This window comes from Methylobacterium sp. AC433, assembly GCF_979253015.1.
This window is the reverse complement of record NZ_CEEDBN010000003.1, coordinates 53501-76279: the sequence shown is the minus strand read 5'-3', so window position 1 is coordinate 76279 and position 22779 is coordinate 53501. Positions and strand designations below refer to the sequence as shown.

Below are 22779 nucleotides of genomic sequence, written 5' to 3'. Positions count from 1 at the left end.
CTCACTGCCTCGACATGCACGGCCCATGGGCCGGCTTGCACCGCAACATCTCGGCGGGGGGTGCGGCCGTGCCGCCGTGACCCCGCAACATCTGTCAATCAGGCTAGGTGGACGCAGTTACGGCCCGGTTAATGCCATGAGACCGATTCTCGAAATCGATCGTCATGGTGCAGTGCAATATATCGCTTGACGTTCCATGTTGCATCGCACACATAGGCGATACGGGCCGCAATCGGCCTCGCGGGCATCTGCCCGACACGTCAGGGTAAGCCCCATCGGGGCGAAAGGATCATCAGATGAGCCAAGTTTACGAGAAGGCCGCCGAGATGAACAAGTCCGGTCTCGCCACCGTGATGAAGAGCGTCTCGTCGCTCGCCAAGACCAACCATACCGCCGGCATCGAGATGGCCGATTTCGCCAAGGAATCCTACAGCGCCGGCGCCGAAGCGATGAAGAAGCTGGCCGCCGCCCGCACGCTCCAGTCCGCCCTCGAGATCCAGGCCGACTACCTGAAGGCCTCCTACGAGCGCTTCCAGAGCCAGGCCAAGGTGATGACCGATCTGTATCAGGGCCTCGCCCAGGAGATCGGTGCGCCGCTGCAGGCCAAGGCTCCCTTCGACATGAAGACCTTCTTCGACTCGAAGGCATTCTTCGACCCCAAGACGTTCTTCGGTCCCAAGGCCTTCGACCTGAAGTCCTTCCCGAAGCTCCCGGGCTTCCCCGCGGCCGAGCAGAAGGCCGCCTGACCCGCGGAGTTCCGCAAGCGGAGGGATCCACTCGCGGACCCGGCCTCAAAGCCTGCCACTCGGCCTCGTGCGAGCCATCGCACGGGGCCGTTTCCGTTTTCACGCCGACCGTTCGCGGCTACGCGCTCGGCGACCAGCGCGGACCCGGACCGTGACGGTCTCGGACAAGTGCGCGCAGCCGACTGGCGAAGCGGCCGAACGCCCTATAGATTACCGGCGATGCGAGCGCGCCTCGCCGGCGCGACCCGCGGATGAGCAGCCAACGAGCAGCATGCCGCACCAAGGGGTCGATGCAATTCAGATGACCGACGTCCTGATACGGGGCAGCGAATCCTCGCGCGCGGGCGGCCCCGAAACCTTCACGCTTCACCGTCACCGCACGGATGTGCGGGCGGCGGACGAGCCGCGCGAACCGGGTGGTACGGATGACGGACGCTCCGGAACCGCCATCATCACCCGCACCAAGCCGAAGACCAAGCGACCGAGCCTCTACCGGGTTCTCTTGCTGAACGACGACTACACACCGCAAGAATTCGTCGTTCACGTCGTCGAAAAGTTCTTCAACAAGTCGCAGGAAGTCGCGTTTCAGATCATGATGCACGTGCACCACAACGGTGTCGGCGAGTGCGGCATCTTCACGTACGAAGTTGCGGAGACCAAGGTGACGCAGGTCATGGACTTCGCCCGCAAACACCAACATCCTCTCCAGTGCGTTATGGAAAAGAAATAGGCACCCCACACAGAGGCCACGCTTTGCCCAGCTTCTCTCGCAGCCTAGAACAAGCTCTCCACCGCGCCCTGGCGCTCGCCGGCGAGCGCCGGCACGAATATGCGACGCTGGAGCATCTCCTGCTCGCCCTCGTGGACGATCAGGACGCGGCGGCCGTCATGCGGGCCTGCAACGTCGAGGTCGACACCCTCAAGCGCGCCCTCGTAGAGTACGTCGACACCGAACTGTCGAACCTCATCGGGGACGGCCGCCAGGATGCCAAGCCGACGGCCGGCTTCCAGCGCGTCATCCAGCGCGCCGTGATCCACGTGCAGTCCTCCGGGCGCGAGGAGGTCACCGGCGCGAACGTGCTGGTGGCGATCTTCGCCGAGCGCGAGAGCCATGCCGCGTACTTCCTGCAGGAGCAGGACATGACGCGCTACGATGCGGTCAACTACATCAGCCACGGCATCGCCAAGCGCCCCGGCGCCTCCGAGGCCAAGCCCGTGCGCGGGGCCGACGAGGAATCCGCCTCCGAGCGCCCGAGCGGCGACGAGGGCGAGGGCCGCACGAAGAAGAAGGGCGATGCCCTCGACGCCTATTGCGTCAACCTCAACAAGAAGGCCCGCGACGGCCGGATCGACCCGCTGATCGGCCGCGAGGCCGAGGTGCAACGCACGATCCAGATCCTGTGCCGCCGCCAGAAGAACAACCCGCTCCTCGTGGGAGAGCCCGGCGTCGGCAAGACCGCCATCGCCGAGGGCCTAGCCCGCAAGATCATCAACAAGGAGGTTCCCGAGGTCCTCATCGAGGCCACGGTGTTCTCCCTCGACATGGGCACCCTGCTGGCGGGCACCCGCTACCGCGGCGACTTCGAGGAGCGCCTGAAGCAGGTGATGAAGGAGATCGAGGCGCATCCGAACGCGGTGCTCTTCATCGACGAGATCCACACGGTGATCGGTGCCGGCGCGACCTCGGGCGGGGCGATGGACGCCTCGAACTTGCTCAAGCCCGCGCTGGCCAACGGCTCCCTGCGCTGCATCGGCTCGACCACCTACAAGGAGTACCGCCAGTACTTCGAGAAGGACCGCGCCCTGGTGCGCCGCTTCCAGAAGATCGACGTCAACGAGCCGTCGATCCCCGATGCGATCGAGATCGTGAAGGGCCTGAAGCCGTATTTCGAGGAGTTCCACAAGCTCAAGTACACCACCGAGGCCGTGAAGGCCGCGGTCGAGCTGTCGGCGCGCTACATCAACGACCGCAAGCTGCCGGACAAGGCGATCGACGTCATCGACGAGACCGGCGCCTCGCAGATGCTGGTGCCGGAGGCACGCCGGAAGCGCACCATCGGTGTCAAGGAGATCGAGGCCACCATCGCCACGATGGCCCGCATCCCGCCGAAGACCGTCTCGAAGGACGACGCGGTGGTTCTCAAGAACCTGACCGAGAACCTCAAGCGCGTGGTCTACGGCCAGCCCAACGCCATCGAGGCGCTGACCTCGGCGATCAAGCTCGCCCGGGCCGGCCTGCGCGATCCGGACAAGCCGATCGGCTCGTACCTGTTCGCGGGTCCGACCGGCGTCGGCAAGACCGAGGCCGCCAAGCAGCTCGCCGCGTCCCTCGGCGTCGAGATGCTGCGCTTCGACATGTCGGAGTACATGGAGCGGCACACGGTCAGCCGCCTCATCGGCGCGCCGCCCGGCTATGTCGGGTTCGACCAGGGCGGCCTCCTCACCGACGGCATCGACCAGCACCCGCACTGCGTGCTGCTGCTCGACGAGATCGAGAAGGCGCATCCGGACCTGTTCAACATCCTGCTGCAGGTCATGGATCACGGCAAGCTGACCGATCACAACGGCAAGCAGGTCGATTTCCGCAACGTGATCATCATCATGACCACGAATGCGGGCGCCTCAGACCTCGCGCGCTCGGCCTACGGCTTCACCCAGGCCAAGCGCACGGGCGACGACGTCGAGGCGATCAACAAGCTGTTCGCGCCGGAATTCCGCAACCGTCTCGACTCGATCATCTCCTTCGGCCACCTGCCGAAGGACGTGGTGGCGAAGGTGGTCGACAAGTTCGTCCTCCAGCTCGAGGCGCAGCTCGCCGACCGCAACGTCACCATCGAGCTCTCGGACGAGGCGCGCGAGTGGCTGACCGAGAACGGCTACGACGACGCGATGGGCGCCCGGCCGATGGCCCGCCTGATCCAGTCGACCATCAAGACCCCGCTGGCCGACGAGGTCCTGTTCGGGCGGCTCAAGGATGGCGGCGCGGTGCGGGTGGTCCTGCGCAAGGGCGAGGGCGCGGAGAAGGACGGTCTCGGCTTCGAGTTCCCGGCCGGCCCGGTCACGCCCAAGCCCGAGAAGGACGTGGCCAACGCGGCCAAGAAGCACAAGCGCACGAAGGCCAAGGCCAGCGCGCGCAAGACGAACGACAAGCGCGACGACAAGGGCGGCCCGAGCGGCGGCTCCGGTGGCGTCCGAACCGTTCCGAAGGTGCCGTTGGTCAAGGCCTGATCGCGTTCCGTCGAACCGGCCCCGCCCGTGGGGAGGGGCCGGTTCGTCACGTCTCGAGGGTGCGGAAAACGACATCCGGCGGTCGACACGCGGTCGCCGGATGGTTAGCAAGCGCGGGAACGGAGAGCGGGCACTGCGAGAGACTGGCCGGATACCCCTCCCCAACGCTGAGATCGGTTGAGGAGGGGCGTCCCCGATGAACGACTTGCACGAGGGACCCCTCACGCCCATCGCGACCAAGCAGGCGCCGGCGCCGAAGCTCACGGCCCGCGAGCAGCGCCGCCTGCGGCGCAGGCGGCGCCGGCGCGGCGAGGAGATCCTGGGCTGGATCCTCGTCCCGGTGATCGTCTTCGGGATCTACTGGGGCGTGACCGCCGGCCTCGACTTCCTCGGAACCTCGCCGGGCCAGCTCTGGGACCAGCTGATGCAGGTCAAGGCGATGATGGAGAAGCGGAGCTGATCCGTCAGCCCCGCCGCAGGGCGTGGATCGAGAACAGCCGGCCGGGATCGGTCCAGACCGCCTCGGCGCTCCAACCGGCCTCGTGCGCCAGGGCGCGGAAGCCTTCGACCGTGTACTTGTAGCTGTTCTCGGTGTGGATCGTCTCGCCCTCGGCGAAGGCGATCACGCGATCGGCGATCCGGATCGTCTGGGCCTTCAGGCTGACGAGATGCATCTCGATGCGGGACGCCTCGGCGTTGAAGAAGGCGCGGTGGGCGAAGGCGTCGAGGTCGACCTCGGCGCCGAGTTCCCGGCGCATCCGCACGAGAAGATTGCGGTTGAAGGCCGCCGTCACGCCGGCCGCGTCGTCATAGGCCGCATCGAGCACGGCCTTCGCCTTCACGAGATCGACGCCGATGATCAGGGCGGCGCCGGCACCGAGCACACGCCCGAAATGGGCCAGCAGCCGGGTCGCCTGCGGCGGCTCGAAATTGCCGATGGTCGAGCCCGGGAAGAATCCGGCCACCGGGCCGTCCGACAGGCCGTCGGGCAGGGTGAAGGCGCGCGTGAAATCGGCCGCCACGGGTGCGATCGTCAGGTTCGGGAAGTCACGGGCCAGGGCTTCGGCCTCGCTCAGGAGAAAACTTTCCGAGACGTCCACCGGGACGTAGGCGGCCAGATCCGGCCGATGCACCATCAGGCGCCGGACCTTGACCGTCGAGCCGCTGCCGAGTTCGACGAGGTTGGCCCCTGCCGGCAGGGTGGCGGCGATGGACGCGCCCTGCGCCTCGAGGATGCCGAGCTCCGTACGCGTCGGGTAGTATTCCGGCTGCCGGGTGATCGCCTCGAACAGATCCGAACCCGCCGCGTCGTAGAAGTACTTCGCCGAGAGGTACTTCTGCGGCGCCGAGAGGCCGGCCAGCACGTCGTCCAGGAACTGACGCTCGGCGTCGATGGCGGCGATCGGGGTCGCATCCGTGAAGACGGGGTTGATGGTCAAGGGACGTCTCCGGATGCGCGACGATTCGAGGATCAGGACCGGGCGTCCGACAGGCGCAGGCCCGTGAACTGCCAGCGCTGGTGCGGGTAGAAGAAGTTGCGGTAGCCGACCCGCGCATGGCCCTGCGGCGTCGCCACCGAGGAGCCGCGCAGGACGAACTGGTTGGACATGAACTTGCCGTTGTACTCGCCGAGCGCCCCGTCCACCGGGCGGTAGCCCGGGTAGGCCGTGTAGGCGCTTCGGGTCCATTGCCAGACCAGTCCGAAGGCGTCGGGGAGATCGCCCTCGCGCGCCGCCACCTCCCATTCGAACTCCGTGGGCAGGTCGCGCCCGGCCCAGCGGGCATAGGCGTCGGCCTCGTAGTAGCTGATATGGGTGACGGGAAGCGCCGGATCGACCGGACGGATCCCCGCGAGCGTCATGCTCGCCCAGCCGTGATCGGCCTCGCGCCAGTAGCCCGGCGCCTGCCAGCCCTCGGCCTGGGCCGCGATCCAGCCGTCCGAGAGCCAGAGTTCGGGCCGCGCATAGCCGCCATCGGCCATGAATTCGAGCCACTGCGCGTTGGTCACCAGGGCCCGGTCGATGGTGCCGCCCTGGATGAGCGCGTCATGCCGCGGCGATTCGTTGTCGAAGGAGAAGCCCTCGCCCTCGTGGCCGATGGGCTCGATGCCGCGGCGCAGGTCGGTGCGGCCCGTCGCGCCCTGTGCCTGCGGAAAGCTCCAGGCCGCATCGTAGGCCGGTCCGAGCGGGTTCTGCGCGAAGGCGTGCAGGATGTCGGTGACCAGCAATTCCTGGTGCTGCTGCTCGTGATAGAGCCCGATCTCGAGGACCGGCAGGACCGCTTCGAGGGCGCTCGCCGAGGCTTGGCTCAGCAGGGCGTCGACGGACCGGTCCACATGCCCGCGATAGGCGGCGACCTCGTCCGCCGTCGGGCGGGTGATCAGGCCGCGCAGGATCCGCGGCTGACGCGGGCCGGCGGCGACGTAGTAGGAATTGAACAGGTAGTGCAGTCGCTCGTCGTAGATGGCGTAGCCCGGCAGGTGCTCGCGCAGCAGGAACTGCTCGAAGAACCAGGTCGTGTGCGCGCGGTGCCACTTGGTCGGACTGGCATCCGCCATCGACTGGACCTGCTGGTCCTCCGGAGAGAGTGGCGCGGCGCGGCGCTCGGTCTCGTCACGGACATAGTGGAAAGCCGCGATCCAGGCCGCACGGTCGACGGGTCTGGCCGAGAGGGGCGGGGGCGGGAAAGCGGATCGGCCAGGCTCCGCCTCAGGGGTCTCGCGAAACGCTGCCGTCGCTGCCATGGCGACCACTCCCAGACTTGAAGGTTCGGACTCGAACGTCAGGAGGAGATATGGCCGCGCGCGCATTCGGCAACGGAGGCGCATCGGGGTCCTTCGTCGCGGCCACGCTCGGACCATCGGATCGATCGCCTTTTTCCGGCCACGGTGACCTCCCCTTAACCCTCCGGGGCCGACACTTCGCCGTTGACGCGGGACAGTCGGGCCGGACTCGGATGCGGATCGATCTCATGGCAGGAGCGACCACGGCGGCCGTGGCACGGAGCGTCGCGCCGGCGCCGACCATCCTGGTGTTCGATTCCGGGCTGGGAGGCCTGACGGTGCTGGAGCAGGTCCGGCGCGCCCGGCCGGACGCGGCCTACGTCTATGCCGCCGACGACGCCGCTTTTCCCTATGGCCGCCTGTCGGAGCCGGTGCTGATCGACCGGGTGCTCGGCGTCATGGAGCGCCTGATCGGCCTGCATGCGCCGGATCTCGTGGTGGTGGCCTGCAACACCGCCTCGACCCTGGTGCTTCCCGCCCTGCGCCAGCGCTTCGCCACGCCGTTCGTCGGCGTCGTACCGCCGATCAAGCCGGCGGCCGAAGCGACCCGCTCGCGGGTCGTCAGCCTGCTGGCGACGCCCGGCACCGTGGCCCGCGCCTATACCCACGAACTCATCGAATCCTACGCGAGCGCCTGCGCCGTCACCCTGGTGGGCGCCCCGAACCTCGCCGGCTTCGCGGAGGCCGAGCTGGCCGGCCTGCCCGTGGACGACGACGCCCTGGCCCGCGAGATCGCGCCCTGCTTCGTCACCCTCGAGGACGGCCGGCGCACCGACGTGATCTGCCTCGCCTGTACGCACTATCCCCTGCTGCTCGCCCGCTTCCAGACGCTCGCTCCCTGGCCCGTGACCTGGATCGACCCCGCCCCGGCCATCGCCCGGCGGGTGATCCAGCTCCTCGGGCCCGTCGATCGCAGCGCCCCGGCCTCCGCTCCGATACACGGGGCCTTCACCGGCGGGTTCGGCCTGACCCCGTCGCTACGCCGCTCCCTGGCCGCGCGCGGCATCGACGGAATCGCGGTGGAGTCCCTGCCGCTGGGCCTGCAATAGCCGACGCGGCTCTGGCGCCCGGCCTCCGGGTCTGCGCAGGTGCGGGGCATCTGCGTGGGCGCAGGAATTTCCGAGGCGAACGAACCCACCATGCCGTTCATCAGCGTCACCCGCCTGCGCATCCGCGCGCTGCGCTTCCTGCCCGGCTTCGCGCTCCACGCCGTCCGGACCCGCAACCAGGTTCGGGCGGCCCCGGGCTTCACGGGCGGGGCGCTGCTGCCGGACCGGAGCTGGACCTTCTGGACCATGACGGCCTGGACCGACGAGGCCAGCATGCGCGCCTACATCCTGGCGGGCGCGCATCGGCGTGCCATGCCGCGCCTGGTCCACTGGTGCGACGAGGCCTCGATCGTACACTGGGTCCAGGACGCGGCGGACCTGCCGTCCTGGGCGGAGGCGGACGCGCGCATGCGCGCCGAGGGCCGGCCCTCCAAGGTCCGCCACCCGAGCGCGCGGCACGCGGCGATGACCTACCGCGAACCCCGCCTGACCCGTTCGGGGCCGATCCGCCCGGCGGCGTCGGCCTGAACCGAGCCGGCTCGGCATTGACGCGGAGGTCGGCCTGCTCTAACGAGGCGCCGGTGACGGGGCTCCGACGAGGGGCCCCGAAGCATTTTCCAGCGCACCCGTGGGCGGCAATGTCCGTCCTGTCGCTCCGTCCCCGGCCGAGGCCGGCGGCGAAGAGAGGAGGGCGCGTTCCTCGATAGATCTCCATTGCGAGAGGAACCGCGATGTCAAAACGCATTCAGGCGAAGCACAAGCTCGATCGCCGCATGGGCCAGAACATCTGGGGCCGCCCGAAGAGCCCCGTCAATCGCCGCGAGTACGGCCCCGGCCAACACGGCCAGCGCCGCAAGGGCAAGATGTCCGACTTCGGCACGCAGCTGCGCGCCAAGCAGAAGCTCAAGGGCTACTACGCCAACATCACCGAGAAGCAGTTCCGCCGCTACTACGCCGAGGCGATCCGCCTGCGCGGCGATTCCGGCGAGAACCTGATCGGCCTGCTCGAGCGCCGCCTCGACGCCGTCGTGTACCGCGCGAAGTTCGTTCCGACCCCGTTCGCGGCGCGCCAGTTCGTCAATCACGGCCACGTCAAGGTCAACGGCCAGCGCGTGAACATCGCCAGCTACCTCGTGAAGCCGGGCGACCTGATCGAGGTCAAGGATTCCTCGAAGCAGCTCGAGATCGTGGTCGTGGCCGCGCAGCTCGCCGAGCGCGACGTGCCCGATTACATCGAGGTGGATCACTCCAAGATGACCGCCCGCGTCACCCGCGTGCCGAATCTCGGCGAGGTTCCCTACCCGGTCCAGATGGAACCGAACCTCGTGATCGAGTTCTACTCGCGCTGATCCCCACGGATCACCGGCGACGATACGAAAGGGCCGCCCGCGAGGGCGGCCCTTTCTCGTTGCGGGTTCGTGCGGCCGGGGCGCATGCGGGGATGTCAGCGGGTGACGGCGCCGGCCCCTTGAGACGCGCGGTTGCGCGACTGCAGGGCGCGGGACGCATCCCGCGCGCTCGGCGGAAGTCCGGTCTCGGCGGCGGTTCCGGACTCGTCGCCCGGCACGCCGGGCACGAAGCCACGCTTGTCGCGTCCACCGGTCTCGAAGCCGTAGCCCGCATTCACGCCGGCATAGAAGCCGCTGAAATCCTCGGCCGAGGCCGGGACCTGCATCGCCAGGCCGGCGAGGCCGATCAGCGCGAGGAGGGCGGTCCGCATCGCAATCTCCGAAGGCGAGTCAGGTCTCGAAACGTGAAACGGCGGCCCGGTGGGGCCGCCGTTTCAGTCATGCCGTGAAAGGTGGCCGCAGCGCGGCCAGCCCCCCGGGACGATCAATCGTCGACGTTGATGCTCTGGGCCTCGCGACCCTTCTGACCCTCGACGACGCCGAGGACGACCTGCTGGCCTTCGGCCAGGGAGTCGAGGCCGGCGCGGGAGAGGGCGGAGCGGTGCACGAACACGTCCTTGCCGCCGTCGTTGACGGAGACGAAGCCGAAGCCCTTGGCCGGGTCGTACCACTTCACGGTGCCGGTCATCTCGGTGGACGGACCGCTGGCGAAGCGGCCGCCGCCACGATCACCGCCGCGGTCGCCATAAGCACCGCCGCCGCCACCACCGTAACCCCCACCACCGCCACCGCCGAAGCGGTCGCCGCCGCCGAAGCCGCCGCTGCGGGGCGGACGCGCGTCGCGCATGGGAGCGGCCTCGGCCGTGGAGGTGTCGACGCTGGTGACGTCCGTCACCTGCGGACCCTTCTGGCCCTGCGCGGTGTGGACCGTCAGGCGCGTGCCGGGGAGAAGGTCGGCATGGCCAGCTGCTTCGACGGCGCGGATGTGGAGGAAGGCATCGCCCGAGCCGTCAGCCAGCTCGACGAAACCGAAGCCTTTCTCCTTGTTGAACCACTTGACCGTCGCATCGCGCTCCGGCCCAGAGGGTGCCGCAGCGGCGCGCGACGGACCACGGTCGAAACCGCCGCCACCGCCGAAACCGCCACCGTAGCCACCGCCGCTCGGGGGAGCCTGATCCGGCCAACGCGGCTCGGCTCCACCCTCATCGAAGCCGCGCTTCTGCGGCCCCCGAAAATCACGACCACGTCCCATAGAAAGCTCGCAAAAACCGTCCGCCGACCATCAGTTTCGATAACCGCGTGCGCGCCATCCCAGACAGCCCACGCTCCGCCCTATCATTACTCCCAGCAGCGGTGACCAAGAATAACGCCTTAGTCCTGACTGAAAGCCGCCTTGATCGCAAGATGCTTCTGCCCCGCTTGGCGAGAGTTCCGTAACTTTCCTGCGGCAAAATGCGTAGCTTTTTCGCGCAGCCGCGCGGGTGGCCCGCCCCCTGCCTGCCATTTGAGCAGTTTCCGCCGGGCGCGATCGAGTCGATTTGCTGGCTGACGTTAGCAAAGCGCAAAGCTCCGCGGCGCTAGGGTGCCGGCGGGGCATGCTCGCCCCGACCCGCCGGGCCCGACGCCGCATCGATGATCGCCACTCCGAGTTTTCCGGACCTCTCGGCACTCGTGGTCGACGAGAGCCTCTATATCCGCCGCATCGTGCGCGACATGCTGATGCGCGTCGGCATCAAGCGGGTCCTGGAGGCGCCGGACGGGGCCGAGGCCCTCGGCGTCCTGGCCGAGAGCAAGCCGGACCTGACCATCATCGACTGGGACCTGGCGATCCTCTCGGGCGAGGAGTTCATCCGCCTCGCACGGACCCCCACCACCTCGCCGTCGCCGACCGTCCCGATCATCCTGATGCTGGCGCAGCCCCGCCGGAACGTGGTGGACCGGGCGATCTCGCTCGGCGTCAACGAGATCATCGCCAAGCCGTTCTCGCCCAAGACCCTCTGGTCGCGCCTCGACGAGGTGATCAACCGGCCGCGCCCGTTCTCGCAGGTCAAGAGCCTGCTCAGGCCGGTGCCGCGCATGGCCGCCGCCGGCAAGCTCGGCTGACCCGCCGGCCGCTCCGTTCGGGCCGCCGAAATCATCCCCGATCCACGCGCCCTCGTGATCGAGGCTTTGCAGTTTGCCGGGGAGACCTGTAGCGTCCCGGGGACGTGTTGGTCCGGCTCTCCGCCTGGGACCACGATCGGGGATTTCGGCTCGGCCGATGAGGGAAGAGAGCGCCGCGACCATGCCGGCCCGCCCGAGCGGTGGGAAGATGCCGTCACCGGCCCCCGCCTCGCGCGCCGACGCGCCGGGAACCCCGGGGCGCGCCAACCGGCGCAGCGCCTATGCCGCCCTCGACCTCGGGACCAACAATTGCCGCCTGCTGGTGGCGGAGCCGGCCGCGCACGGCTTCCGGGTCATCGACGCCTTCTCGCGCATCGTGCGCCTCGGCGAGGGCCTCGGCAGTTCCGACCGGCTCAGCGAGGCGGCGATCGAGCGGACCATCGAGGCCCTGCGGGTCTGCAAGGCCAAGATGCAGGCCCGCGGCGTCGTGCGGGCCAAGATCATCGCCACCGAGGCCTGCCGCCTCGCGGTGAACGGGGCCGAATTCGTCGAGCGCGTCCGCAACGAGGTCGGGCTCGACCTCGAGATCGTCGACCGCCAGACCGAGGCCTACCTCGCGGTGACGGGCTGCGCCGCCCTGGCCGACCCCTATTCCGAATCGGTGGTGATCTTCGACATCGGCGGCGGCTCCACCGAGATCGCCTGGCTCGACGGGGCGGCGACGAACCCGTCCGCCGACCCGACCCTGCGCATCCGGGCCTGGGATTCCCTGCCGGTGGGCGTCGTCACCCTGGCCGAGCGGCACGGCGGCTCCGACGTCACCCGCCTGACCTTCGAGGGCATGGTGGAGGAGGTGGCCGACCTGCTGGCGCGCTTCGCCATCCGGGCCGCGCCCGCCGCCAATGCCCGGCACTTCCACCTGCTCGGCACCTCCGGTACGGTGACGACGCTGGCGGCGATGCACCTGCGTCTCGCCCGCTACGAGCGCCGGCGGGTCGACGGCCTGTGGATGAGCGACGCCGATGTCGGCGAGGCCATCGACGACCTCCTCGACACCCGGCTCGAGCAGCGCGCGGACAATCCGTGCATCGGGCGCGACCGCGCGGACCTCGTGCTCGCGGGCTGCGCCATCCTGGAGGCGATCCGTCGGGCGTTTCCCTCCGACCGCCTGCGCATCGCCGATCGCGGCCTGCGCGAGGGTCTCCTGATGAACATGATGCGTGAGGACGGCGTCTGGCGCCGTGGGAGCTACCGGTGAGTGACAGGCGTGGTGCCGGCGCGGGTCTGCGCGGCGAACTCAAGCAGCGGGTCAAGACGGGGCGGGGCCGTACCGCCTCCCAGAAGCGCTGGCTCGAGCGCCAGCTCAACGATCCCTACGTGGCCCGGGCCAAGCGCGAGGGCTACCGCTCGCGCGCGGCCTTCAAGCTCATCGAGATCGACGAGCGCTTCAAGCTCCTGAAGCCCGGCCAGCGCATCGTCGACCTCGGCGCGGCCCCCGGCGGCTGGTCGCAGGTGGCGGCCAAGATCGTCGGCACCAGCGGCAAGATCGTCGGCATCGACCTTCTCGAGATCGAGCCCATGGTCGGCGTCGACTTCATCACCCTCGACTTCCTCGCCCCGGAAGCCCCGAAGCTGCTCACGGACCTCCTCGGCGGGCCGGCCGACCTCGTCCTGTCCGACATGGCCGCTAACACCACCGGACACAAGCAGACCGACCACCTGCGCATCATCGGCCTGGCCGAGACGGCGGCGGGGTTCGCCCGCGAGATCCTGGCGCCGGGCGGCTCCTACCTCGCCAAGGTGTTCCAGGGCGGAACCGAGGGGACCCTGCTGGCCGACCTGAAGCGCGACTTCGCCAGCGTGCGCCACGTGAAGCCGAACGCCAGCCGGGCCGATTCGAGCGAACTCTACGTCCTGGCTTCGGGCTATCGCGGCCCGGCCGGGGCCGCCGTCGATCCTCGGGACGACTGAACCGGGCCATCCTGGGGGCGCGCGAAGCGTGACCATAATGCGCCGGGTGCAATACAGCATGCAGTCTCGCGCAGACCTTTCCATTGTTCGGATCTGTCCAGGCCGGAATCTGCTCAGCTTATTCTCATTATAAATCGCGGGCCGGAATTATATCGGGTGGTTCGCGGGCCGGACTGTAGAACTATAGATCCGCGCCGCGATCTTGCGCAGTGCAACATTTCTGGTGCAGGACGGCGGCTTCGCGAGATCGCTGTGTGAGCCCGTTCCATGTCCGAGACTTTTCAACCTCAGCCCGGTTCTGAGACTGAAAAAATGTTCCATCGCCGCAAGTTCCTGGAATTCCTGTCGGCCAGCCCCGTGGTGGCGCCGTCGATGGTGAGCGCGCTCGCCGGCCTGACGGCCCTCGGCACCGATTCGGCCATGGCCCAGAGCTACGACGTCCTGCGCCAGTCCCCCGGCAATGTCGGCGAGATCATCGATTCCCCGAGCCAGGCCCTCAACGTCTTCGACTTCGAGCCCGCCGCGAAGAAGGCCCTGCCCCCGGCCCATTACGGCTACCTCGCCAGCGGCGTCGACGGCGACGAGACCCTCAAGGCCAACCGCGAGGGCTTCGAGAAGATCCGCATCCGCGCCCGCCGCCTCATCGACGTGCGCAAGATCGACACCACGGTAAAGATCTTCGGGGAGATCTGGGCGAGCCCGATCGTCCTGGCCCCGGTGAGCAGCCAGGCGGCCTTCCACCCCGAGGCCGAGTCGGCCGTGGCGCGCGGCGCCAAGGTCAAGGGTCACCAGATGATCCTGTCGACCGTAGGCAGCACCTCGATCGAGGACGTCATCAAGGAGCGCGGCGCGCCGGTCTGGTACATGCTGTACCCCACCGACGACTGGGCCGTGACCGAAGCCCTGGTGAAGCGGGCCGAGAAGGCCGGCGCCCCCGCGATCGTGCTCACCGTCGATCGTCAGGGCGGCCGCAACACCGAGACGCTGTTCCGGGAACGTCGCCTCGACACCCGCAACTGCTCGGATTGCCATACGCCGGGCTTCAAGAACGAGGTCAGCCGCAAGCCGATGTTCGACGACATCGACGTGTCGAAGGTGACGAACCTCTACGGCACCGGCATGACCTGGGACTACGTGAAGCGCCTGCGCGGCATCGTGAAGGGCAAGCTCGTCCTCAAGGGCATCGTCACCCACGAGGATGCCAAGAAGGCCCTCGATTACGGCGTCGACGCCCTGATCGTGTCGAACCACGGCGGCCGCGCCGAGGAGAGCCTCGAGGCGACCATCGACGCGCTGCCGGAGGTCGTCCAGGCGGTCAACGGCAAGGTACCCGTCCTCATCGACGGCGGCTTCCGCCGCGGCACCGACGTGATCAAGGCCCTGGCGCTGGGCGCCAACGCGGTCTGCATCGGACGTCCCTACGTCTGGGGTCTGGCCGCCTTCGGCGAGCCCGGCGTCACGGCGGTCCTGGCGATCATGCAGCGCGAGTTCGAGACGATCATGCGCCAGGTCGGCGCCACGAAGCTCTCCGAGATCACCCCCGCCAGCGTCAGCCGCGCCTGATCCCACGGTCCGCGCGGGGGTTTTCACCGCGCCGCCACGACATCGCTCCCCGGGCCGGACCGCCCGGGGAGCGATGGGCGTTTCGGGCCCTTCCGAAGCGGACCGAGCGCGTTGGTCCTCGGTCTTGCACGGATCTCTCCCTTCACCCGGCTTGAACTGGACCGGGGTCGATCCTCGACTTCCGGATCCGCCCGTTTGGCGCGACAACTCCACACCGACCGATGATCGGGCGCGAGACCCGTCCCGATTTCTTCCCGAACGGACGATCACCGGCATCGGGATCGCGCGTGATTACGCTTTCATTAGCCCTGATCCGCACGAAGGTCCGAGGGTCTCGGTGAAATCAAGACATCGTCCACGCTCCTCAGTCTACAGCGACCGGAGCTGGTCCGGGCACTTGGCCCCGGACGCACAGGCGATGTGGAGTTGCCCATGGTCTCCCGGTTTCTGGTGTCCCTGCTCGCGACCGGGATCGGGTTCGCCGCGACCGCGGCGGCGGCCAAGGACGTTCCCTTCGCGAAGGTGAAGGACTGGGAGATCAGCCGCAGCGGGGAGGGCGACAAGGCCAAGTGCCTCATGGCCCGCGGCTACCAGGATCCGGACGACGAGAATGCCAGCTCGGTCGTCGTCGCGACCTATCCGGGCTTCCTGATCCTCTCCCTCGGCTACCAGGGCTGGTCGCACGACAAGGGGGACCGCACCGTGGTTCTCCTGGCCGGCGGCAAGGTCGTCCTTCCGCGCTCGAAGTGGAAGTCGGACGAGACCCAGCTCACCGGGGAGTTCCCGGACACGCTCCTGCCGCACCTCCTGGGCGCCGACGCCATCGTGCTGCGCTTCAAGGACGGCGACGCCGACTTCAAGATCCCGGCCTTCGCCGAAGCCTACGAGGCCCTGAAGCGCTGCAACGGGGACACGGCGCCGGTCGCGACGGAGATCCCGTCGGAAGGCCGCATCGCCAACTACGCGAGCGGGCTCTACTTCCAGAAGGCGTTGACCGATTGCGAGGTGGCGAGCACGGGCAAGCAGCGCGCCGACCTCGACGCCAAGCTGGCGGGCATGCGCCCGGAGATGAGCCCGATCCAGGCCCTGATCGACATCGAACTCGCCAAGCGGTTCAGCGACCCGAAGGAGCCCTTCTGCCCGAAGGCGGCCGACGCGGCGGCTTTCGGGACAGCCCTCGACCAGTACCTCGTCCTGCCGCCGGAGGCCTTCGCGGCCGAGACGGCGCGGCGCCAGGAGAAGAAGAACGCGGCCGCGCGGCCCTCGGAGACCCGGATCAAGGTCTACGGCATGGGCCTGATCCTCCAGAAGCTTCTCGGGAGCTGCGAGATCCCGACCACCGCCCGGCAGCGGGCCGCCTTCGATGCCAAGCTCGCGGCCCTGGCGCCCGAGATGACGACGGTCCTGGAAGAGGTTCAGGGCAAGCTGCAGCCGACCCTGACGAAGCCGGTTGCCGAACTCTGCGGCGCATTCCGCGACCTGTCGGAGGATCCGCAGCCCATCGTGGCGTTCTCGACCCAGACGCCCGAGGACTTCGCCGGGTTCATGGATGCCCGCGAGGCCGCCAAGTCCGCGGCCAAGCCGGCGGACACGCCGGTGCCCGGCGCCAAGCTCTGAACCGCGACCGTCCCCGCCCCAACCGGAGAACCCCGTCATGAAGCGCCCGTCGCCGGCCCGGACCTGCCTGTTCGGCCTCCTCGCCAGTCTCGTTTCCCCCGCGGTCGCGTCAGCCCAGGAGAGTCGTCTCCCGGAGCGTTCCCTGTTCGAGAGCCTGAACGGCTGGCAGGTCGAGCGGACCGACAGCATCACCGGCACCAATGCCTGCGTGATCGTGCGGTCCTACGTCGACGAGGACGATGACGACGCCGACAATTCCGTCACCTTCGCGCTGGAGAACAAGGCGCTCGTCGTGGTGCTGACCTACAGCAAGTGGCAGCACGACAAGGACGAGAAGATCGTGGCCGCCACCGAGCTCGGCGGCAAGACCGTGAACGCCAAGGCGACCTGGACCGGCAACGGCACACGGCTCGTCGGAACCCTGCCGGCCAACCTCGTCGAGAAGGCCGCGGAATCCGAGGAGATTCTGCTCAAGGGCAAGGGCTGGAAGGCGGGCTTCGACCTCAGCGGCGCCTCCGAGGCCTTCGCGGCGATGAAGCGCTGCAATGCCGGCGAGGCGCCGAAGCCGCGCGCCTGACGCCTCAGATCCGGCAGGCGCCCGCGAGGGCCGTGTTCTCGGCCTCGGTGAAGATTCGGGACCGGATCAGGAAGCGCTTGTCGCGGCCGTTCTCCAGGGAGAACATGCCGCCGCGGCCGCGCACCACGTCGAGGATGAGGTGGGTGTGCTTCCAGACCTCGAATTGCGGCCGGCTGATCCAGAAATCCGCCCCCGCCACGGTGCCGAGATGGACGTCGCTGTCGCCGGTCAGGAAGTCGCCGACGGGATAGCACATCGGCGACGAGCCGTCGCAGCAGCCGCCGGACTGGTGGAACATGACCGGACCGTGATCGGCCCGCAATTCCTCGATGAGGTCGATGGCGGCCGGGGTCGCGGTGACGCGCAGGGGCGTCCCGTCGGCGCCGGCCTGATCGGCGGTGGTCGGGTCGAGGGCGGTCTCGCTCATGGGGCGGTCTCCGGGAAAGGCCTTTCGGGAGAGATAGGGCGGCGAACGAAAAAGCCCCGGCCGTCGTCCGGCCGGGGCAAGTCTCACGCGGGTCTGCGTGTCTCGAACGGGTCCTAGAAGAAGCCGAGCTTCTTGGCCGAGTAGCTCACCAGCATGTTCTTCGTCTGCTGGTAGTGGTCGAGCATCATCTTGTGGTTCTCGCGGCCGATGCCGGACTGCTTGTAGCCGCCGAAGGCCGCGTGGGCCGGGTAGGCATGGTAGCAGTTCGTCCAGACGCGGCCGGCCTGGATGGCGCGGCCGAAGCGGTAGGCGCGGGTCCCGTCGCGGGTCCAGACGCCGGCGCCGAGGCCGTAGAGGGTGTCGTTGGCGATGCTGAGCGCGTCGGCGTCGTCCTTGAAGGTCGTGACCGAGAGGACGGGGCCGAAGATCTCCTCCTGGAAGATGCGCATCTTGTTGTGGCCGCGGAACACGGTCGGCTTCATGTAGTAGCCCTCCGCGAACTCGCCATCCTTCACGTTGCGCTCGCCGCCGGTGAGGCACTCGGCGCCTTCCTGCTTGCCGATGTCGACGTAGCTGAGGATCTTCTCCAGCTGCTCCGAGGAGGCCTGGGCGCCGATCATCGTGGCGGGATCGAGGGGCGACCCTTGCGTGATCGCCTCGACGCGCTTGATCGCCCGCTCCATGAAGCGGTCGTAGATCGACTCGTGCACCAGGGCGCGGCTCGGACAGGTGCAGACCTCGCCCTGGTTCAGGGCGAACATCGTGAAGCCCTCCAGCGCCTTGTCGAAGAAGTCGTCATCCTCGTTGGCGACGTCGGAGAAGAAGATGTTCGGCGACTTGCCGCCGAGCTCGAGCGTCACCGGGATGAGGTTCTGCGAGGCGTACTGCATGATCAGCCGGCCCGTCGTCGTCTCGCCCGTGAAGGCGATCTTGGCGATGCGGGGCGAGGAGGCCAGCGGCTTGCCGCATTCGAGGCCGAAGCCGTTGACGATGTTGAGCACGCCCGCCGGCAGCAGGTCGGCGATGAGCTCGGCCACCACGAGGATCGAGGCCGGGGTCTGCTCGGCGGGCTTCAGCACGATGCAGTTGCCGGCCGCGAGCGCCGGGGCGAGCTTCCACACCGCCATCAGGATAGGGAAGTTCCATGGGATGATCTGGCCGACGACGCCGAGCGGCTCGTGGAAGTGGTAGGCGACGGTGTCGTGGTCGATCTCGGAGATCGAGCCCTCCTGCGCGCGCACGCAGCCGGCGAAGTAGCGGAAATGGTCGATGGCGAGGGGGATGTCGGCGTGGGTCGTCTCGCGGATCGGCTTGCCGTTGTCCCAGGTCTCGGCGAGCGCGATCAGGTCGAGGTTCTCCTCCATCCGGTCGGCGATTCTGTTCAGGATGCGGGCGCGCTCGCCCGGCGCGGTGCGGCCCCAGGCCTCCTTCGCGGCGTGGGCGGCGTCGAGCGCCTTGTCGACGTCGGCGGCGTCCGAGCGGGCGACCTCGCAGATCACCCGGCCGGTGATCGGGGAGGTGTTCTCGAAGTAGCGGCCCGCCACGGGCGCGACCCACTGGCCACCGATGAAGTTGTCGTAGCGCGCCGAGAAGGGCGCCTTCGTACCCTGGTTGAGAAACTCCGGCTTGTTCATCGCGTATCCTCCTGATTGTTCTTATGGGCCGCAGTCAAAGCCAGGCGCAGGGTCAAATCAAGGTGGACTTTTGGCCAACGGACGGGCGCGGCCCGGATGTTCGGCGCGCCGGATGGCGTCCTGGCGCGCGGCGGGATGGTAGACCCGTTCGGACGGGTTGGCGACCCGGACGGGCCGAGGCTCAGCGCGGAGCGAGGCGGGCCATGCGGCGGTTGCCGATGCGGCGCGCCGTCGCCGCGTCGATGCGCGGTCCGGAGCGGGCGCCGCCGGCGAGGTCGAGGAGGAGGCCGGTCGCCCGGCCGTCGGGCTCGATGTCGAGGGCGATGCGGGTCCCGTCCTCGGCCACGAAGACGCGGTCGCTCTCCGGGGCCAGGACGAGCCGCGCCGGGCCGGCCCCACGGGCGACGAGGCACTCCCCCTCGCGGGCGAGGGACACCACGGCACGGGGTCCCGTCCGGTAGAACCCGACATAGCGGTCGAGCACGGCGGCCGGCACCGCGATCTCGGTGGCCTCCGGCCGGCTGAGGACGAGGGCGCCGAGGCGGCGGGACAGGGTCTGGGCCGGTCCGGTCTCGGTGTTGCCGAGGACGACGATGCTGAGGCCGAGATCCGGATAGGTGTCCTTGATCGCCGAGAAGCCGTTCAGGAATCCGCCATGGGACAGGAGCCGCTCGCCGTAGGCCCGGCCGACATAGAGGCCGAGCCCGTAGCCGTGGCCGCCGTCGCGGACCATCTCGGCCACCGAGGCCGGCCGCAGGACCCGGTCCGAGTGCAGCGCGGCGTCCCAGGCCACGAGGTCGTCGAGGGTGGAGACGAGACCGCCGGCTCCGAGGGCCGCCGCCGGCACCACGGGCGGTGCGTTGCGCCACTGCCCGGCGACCCGGTGATAGCCGGCGGCGCGCTGCGGGACGACGGCGTCGGGATCGGCGTCGCCGGTCTCCGCGAGCCCGGCCGGCGCCAGGACCAGGCTGCGCAGGGCGTCCGCGAAGGGCGCGCCGGTGATCCGCTCGATGATCGCCGCGAGGAGGATGTAGCCGGTGTTGCTGTATTCCTGCGCCGTCCCCGCCGGGAACAGCAGCTCCTCGCGGAAGAGCCGGCCGACGACCTCCATCGGCGTCCGGGCGGCCCGGGCGATCGTGGTCGGAAAGTCGGGCAGCGCCGTCACGTTGGGCAGGCCGGCGGTGTGGTCGAGGAGCATCCTCAGGGTGATGGGCGCCCAGGTCGCCGGCAGGCCGGGCATGTGGTGCGCGGCCGGATCGGCGAGGCCGAGCCACCCCGCCTCCTGCAGCTTCAGGATCGCGGCGGCGGTGAATTGCTTCGTCAGGGACGCGATGCGGAAGCGGGTCTCGGGCGTGTTCGGCACGGACCACTCGCGCTGCGCGGCGCCGTAGGCCCGGCGGAACAGCACCGCGCCGTCGCGGGCCACGATGACGGCGCCGGAGAAGATGCCGGCGCGGGCATAGGGCCGCACCAGGGCGTCGGCCCGGCCGGCGAGATCGCCCGCGGGCGGCGCCTCGCCCGCGACGGCCTCGGCTTCGGCTTCGGCCTCGGCCGATGCGGAGCGGACCGGGAGGAGGGCGCCGAGGAGGGCGAACTGAACGATGCGGCGACGCGTCTCGTACATGCTGCCGCTGGTCCGCTCCGCGACGCGCCGCGATCCCGGCGCCCGGGCACGGTTCTCCGGAATTGTGGCGCGAACGCGCCGAGGGGGCCGCGCGGCTGCCATGCGGCGCCCCCGATGGCCCGGCCGCGCCGAAGGCACCAAGAGCCGGACGAAGCGTTCTGGCTCGACGGGTGACCCGCCGCGCCGCCCCAGCCCCCGAGGACCGTCCCAGGTGAGCACCACCCCGGCCACGAATGCGCACGCCCCGACGGCGCGGCTTTCCGAACCCGCCGCCCGGCCGTGGAAGGGCCCGGGCTTCGGCGAGTTCGTCGGCATCGTCGCGCTGATGATGGCGGTGACGGCGATCTCCATCGACAACCTGCTGCCGGCGTTTCCGGCGATCCAGGCCCGCTTCGGCGTGGCCGATCCCAACAGCCTGCAACTCCTGGTCTACGTCTACATGATCGGCTTCGGCACGGCGCAGATCGTCTACGGGCCGCTCTCGGACACCTACGGGCGGCGCCCGGTGCTGCTGGCGGGCCTGGCGATCTACGTCGTCGGCACCGGCCTCGCGATGGTGGCGCCGTCCTTCGGCTGGCTGCTCGCGGCGCGGATCATCCAGGGCATCGGCGCCGCCAGCGGGCGCGTCCTGTCGACGGCGATCGTGCGCGACCGCTTCGCGGGGCGCGAGATGGCGAGCGTGATGTCGCTCATCATGATGGTGTTCCTCATCGTGCCGATGATCGCGCCGGCCATCGGCGGCGCGATGCTGCTGTTCGGCTCCTGGGTCTACGTCTTCGTCTCGATGCTGGCGCTGGCCGGCATCCTGGTGGTCTGGTTCGCCTGGCGGATGCCCGAGACGCTGCATCCCGCCTACCGGCGGCCCTTCTCCCTCGGGGCCGTGGCCCAGGCGGTGGCGATCACCTTCCGCAACCGCGTCGCGGTGGGCTACGCGACCGCGCTCGGCCTGCTCACGGGCTGCATCATGGGCTATGTCGGCTCGGCCCAGCAGGTCTTCGACACGGGGCTCTATCATCTCGGGGGCCTGTTCCCCCTGGCCTTCGGCCTCGTCGCCGGCGCCATGGGGGCGGCGACCCTGGTGAATGCCCGCCTCGTCCGGCGCCTCGGCATGCGCCCGCTCTCCCATGCGGGCCTGAGCCTGTTCGTCGTCGTGGCGGTGGGGCAGGTGGTGGCGGGGCTCGCCTATCACGGCCACCCGCCCCTGGCCCTGTTCCTCGGGATCCTGGCCGCCAACCAGTTCCTGATCAGCTTCGCCATGCCGAACTTCAACGCCCTGGCCCTGCAGCCCCTCGGCGAGATCGCCGGCACGGCCTCGTCCTTCCTCGGCTTCTACACCACGATCCTCGGGGCCTTCTGCGGGTTCCTGATCGGGCACGCCTTCGACGGATCGGTGCTGCCCATCGGCATCGGCTACGCGCTCCTCGGCGGCCTCGCCCTCGCGGTGGTGGCCTGGACCGAGCGGGGACGCCTGTTCCGCGGCGGCGTCTCCGGTTGAGGGCGCGGCGGCCTTAACGCCGTCTTCAGCCGGTCGCGACAAAGCTCGGCATTCCAGGATGCCAGACGGAGCCCCAGACGTGACCGGCCGAGCCCAAGACGGACTGCTCCTCCTCGCCCGGCTGCTGCTCGCCGCCGCGCTGCTGCCCACCGGCATCGCCCGGGCCCTGAACGTCTCCGGCTTCGCCGTCACCCTCGCGGCCACCGGCCTGCCCTCACCGAACGCCGTCGCCACCGCGGCGGTGATCGTGCAGGTGTTCGGCCCCGTCGCCCTCATCCTCGGCGTGCTGCCGCGCCTGAGCGGACTGGCCCTCGCCGCCTTCGCGGGGGTGATGGCGGTCCTGCTCCACCCCTTCTGGCAGTTCGTGGGTCCGAGCGCGGTGGCCGAGCGGACCCTGCTGCTGGCCGATTTCGGTCTCGCCGGCGGCTTCCTCATGTACGCCATGACGGGTCCGGGCCGCTGGAGCTGGCAGGGCTGGCGCCAGGGCGCCCGCGCCGCCGCGAACCCGGCCAAGGCACCGACCAAGCCGACACCCGCCGCACGGGGCGGGCAGAAGCCGAAGCGTGCCCCCAGGCGCGCTCCGGCCCGGGCCGCGGCCTGAGCCCCGAACCCCG

The 22779-nt window shown here is 69.3% G+C and carries 22 protein-coding genes; 15 read left to right on the top strand and 7 right to left on the bottom strand.

All coding sequences use genetic code 11. The annotated features are described in order from the left end of the window. Positions 1–296 precede the first annotated feature (296 nt). The 4 genes from AC0IWM_RS06285 to AC0IWM_RS06270 all read left to right on the top strand — a co-directional run bounded on the left by AC0IWM_RS06285 (position 297) and on the right by AC0IWM_RS06270 (position 4434). The gene (locus AC0IWM_RS06285; protein WP_471753582.1) at positions 297–746 is read left to right on the top strand and encodes a phasin family protein; all 450 of its coding nucleotides are present in this window, start codon (positions 297–299) and stop codon (positions 744–746) included. A 301-nt stretch (positions 747–1047) separates the two neighbouring features. Continuing rightward, positions 1048–1476, top strand: a complete 429-nt coding sequence (gene clpS / locus AC0IWM_RS06280; protein WP_471753581.1) for an ATP-dependent Clp protease adapter ClpS — start codon at positions 1048–1050, stop codon at positions 1474–1476. A gap of 23 nt (positions 1477–1499) precedes the next feature. Continuing rightward, the gene (clpA, locus tag AC0IWM_RS06275; RefSeq protein WP_471753580.1) at positions 1500–3974 is read left to right on the top strand and encodes an ATP-dependent Clp protease ATP-binding subunit ClpA; all 2475 of its coding nucleotides are present in this window, start codon (positions 1500–1502) and stop codon (positions 3972–3974) included. Between the two features lie 196 nt (positions 3975–4170). Further along, positions 4171–4434: a hypothetical protein gene (locus AC0IWM_RS06270; RefSeq protein WP_471753579.1), complete on the top strand. Its 264-nt coding sequence runs from the start codon at positions 4171–4173 to the stop codon at positions 4432–4434. Positions 4435–4438: 4 nt separating this feature from the next. Here AC0IWM_RS06270 and egtD read toward each other — a convergent pair whose 3' ends face one another. Then, on the bottom strand, positions 4439–5413 hold the full coding sequence (egtD, locus tag AC0IWM_RS06265; protein WP_471753578.1) for an L-histidine N(alpha)-methyltransferase: 975 nt from the start codon (positions 5411–5413) through the stop codon (positions 4439–4441). A 32-nt stretch (positions 5414–5445) separates the two neighbouring features. After that, positions 5446–6717 (bottom strand): ergothioneine biosynthesis protein EgtB, encoded by a 1272-nt coding sequence (gene egtB / locus AC0IWM_RS06260; RefSeq protein ID WP_471753577.1) that lies wholly within the window; start codon positions 6715–6717, stop codon positions 5446–5448. Positions 6718–6929: 212 nt separating this feature from the next. Here egtB and murI point away from each other — a divergent pair, with 212 nt between their 5' ends. From murI to rpsD, 3 genes are all read left to right on the top strand, one after another. Then, positions 6930–7805, top strand: coding sequence for a glutamate racemase (gene murI, locus AC0IWM_RS06255; RefSeq protein ID WP_471753576.1), 876 nt, complete (start codon positions 6930–6932; stop codon positions 7803–7805). 90 nt (positions 7806–7895) lie between these two features. Beyond that, a complete protein-coding gene (locus AC0IWM_RS06250; protein WP_471753575.1) occupies positions 7896–8333 on the top strand; it encodes a DUF3291 domain-containing protein in 438 nt (145 codons plus the stop codon). 203 nt (positions 8334–8536) lie between these two features. After that, positions 8537–9154 (top strand): 30S ribosomal protein S4, encoded by a 618-nt coding sequence (gene rpsD / locus AC0IWM_RS06245; protein WP_055953400.1) that lies wholly within the window; start codon positions 8537–8539, stop codon positions 9152–9154. 95 nt (positions 9155–9249) lie between these two features. Here rpsD and AC0IWM_RS06240 read toward each other — a convergent pair whose 3' ends face one another. Both AC0IWM_RS06240 and AC0IWM_RS06235 read right to left on the bottom strand, forming a co-directional pair. After that, positions 9250–9525, bottom strand: a complete 276-nt coding sequence (locus tag AC0IWM_RS06240) for a hypothetical protein (protein ID WP_471753574.1) — start codon at positions 9523–9525, stop codon at positions 9250–9252. A gap of 113 nt (positions 9526–9638) precedes the next feature. Then, positions 9639–10406 (bottom strand): cold-shock protein, encoded by a 768-nt coding sequence (locus tag AC0IWM_RS06235; RefSeq protein ID WP_471753573.1) that lies wholly within the window; start codon positions 10404–10406, stop codon positions 9639–9641. Positions 10407–10786: 380 nt separating this feature from the next. Between AC0IWM_RS06235 and AC0IWM_RS06230 the strand changes: the two genes are divergently transcribed. The 6 genes from AC0IWM_RS06230 (at position 10787) to AC0IWM_RS06205 (ending at position 16985) form a co-directional block, all read left to right on the top strand. After that, positions 10787–11257 carry a response regulator gene (locus AC0IWM_RS06230; RefSeq protein ID WP_056189093.1) on the top strand — a complete coding sequence of 157 codons (471 nt, stop codon included), beginning with the start codon at positions 10787–10789 and terminating at the stop codon, positions 11255–11257. A gap of 208 nt (positions 11258–11465) precedes the next feature. Further along, positions 11466–12515 (top strand): Ppx/GppA phosphatase family protein, encoded by a 1050-nt coding sequence (locus AC0IWM_RS06225; protein WP_471754109.1) that lies wholly within the window; start codon positions 11466–11468, stop codon positions 12513–12515. After that, positions 12512–13228, top strand: a complete 717-nt coding sequence (locus tag AC0IWM_RS06220) for an RlmE family RNA methyltransferase (protein ID WP_471753572.1) — start codon at positions 12512–12514, stop codon at positions 13226–13228. Before AC0IWM_RS06225 ends, AC0IWM_RS06220 begins: the two co-directional genes overlap by 4 nt. A gap of 312 nt (positions 13229–13540) precedes the next feature. Then, entirely contained in the window at positions 13541–14791 is a 1251-nt protein-coding gene (locus tag AC0IWM_RS06215; RefSeq protein ID WP_471753571.1) for an alpha-hydroxy acid oxidase, read from the top strand. A 432-nt stretch (positions 14792–15223) separates the two neighbouring features. Then, positions 15224–16408, top strand: coding sequence for a hypothetical protein (locus AC0IWM_RS06210; RefSeq protein ID WP_471753570.1), 1185 nt, complete (start codon positions 15224–15226; stop codon positions 16406–16408). A 37-nt stretch (positions 16409–16445) separates the two neighbouring features. After that, the gene (locus tag AC0IWM_RS06205; RefSeq protein ID WP_471753569.1) at positions 16446–16985 is read left to right on the top strand and encodes a hypothetical protein; all 540 of its coding nucleotides are present in this window, start codon (positions 16446–16448) and stop codon (positions 16983–16985) included. A gap of 4 nt (positions 16986–16989) precedes the next feature. Here the strand turns inward: AC0IWM_RS06205 and AC0IWM_RS06200 are convergent, their stop codons facing one another. From AC0IWM_RS06200 to AC0IWM_RS06190, 3 genes are all read right to left on the bottom strand, one after another. Beyond that, positions 16990–17412 (bottom strand): DUF779 domain-containing protein, encoded by a 423-nt coding sequence (locus tag AC0IWM_RS06200; RefSeq protein WP_056470430.1) that lies wholly within the window; start codon positions 17410–17412, stop codon positions 16990–16992. Positions 17413–17525: 113 nt separating this feature from the next. After that, entirely contained in the window at positions 17526–19046 is a 1521-nt protein-coding gene (gene adh / locus AC0IWM_RS06195; protein ID WP_471753568.1) for an aldehyde dehydrogenase, read from the bottom strand. Between the two features lie 181 nt (positions 19047–19227). After that, a complete protein-coding gene (locus tag AC0IWM_RS06190) occupies positions 19228–20670 on the bottom strand; it encodes a serine hydrolase (protein WP_471753567.1) in 1443 nt (480 codons plus the stop codon). A gap of 325 nt (positions 20671–20995) precedes the next feature. On the opposite strand from AC0IWM_RS06190, the gene AC0IWM_RS06185 reads away from it, so the two are divergent. After that, positions 20996–22165 (top strand): multidrug effflux MFS transporter, encoded by a 1170-nt coding sequence (locus AC0IWM_RS06185; protein ID WP_471754107.1) that lies wholly within the window; start codon positions 20996–20998, stop codon positions 22163–22165. A gap of 79 nt (positions 22166–22244) precedes the next feature. Further along, positions 22245–22766: a DoxX family protein gene (locus tag AC0IWM_RS06180; RefSeq protein ID WP_471753566.1), complete on the top strand. Its 522-nt coding sequence runs from the start codon at positions 22245–22247 to the stop codon at positions 22764–22766. The last annotated feature ends 13 nt before the right edge of the window (positions 22767–22779 follow it).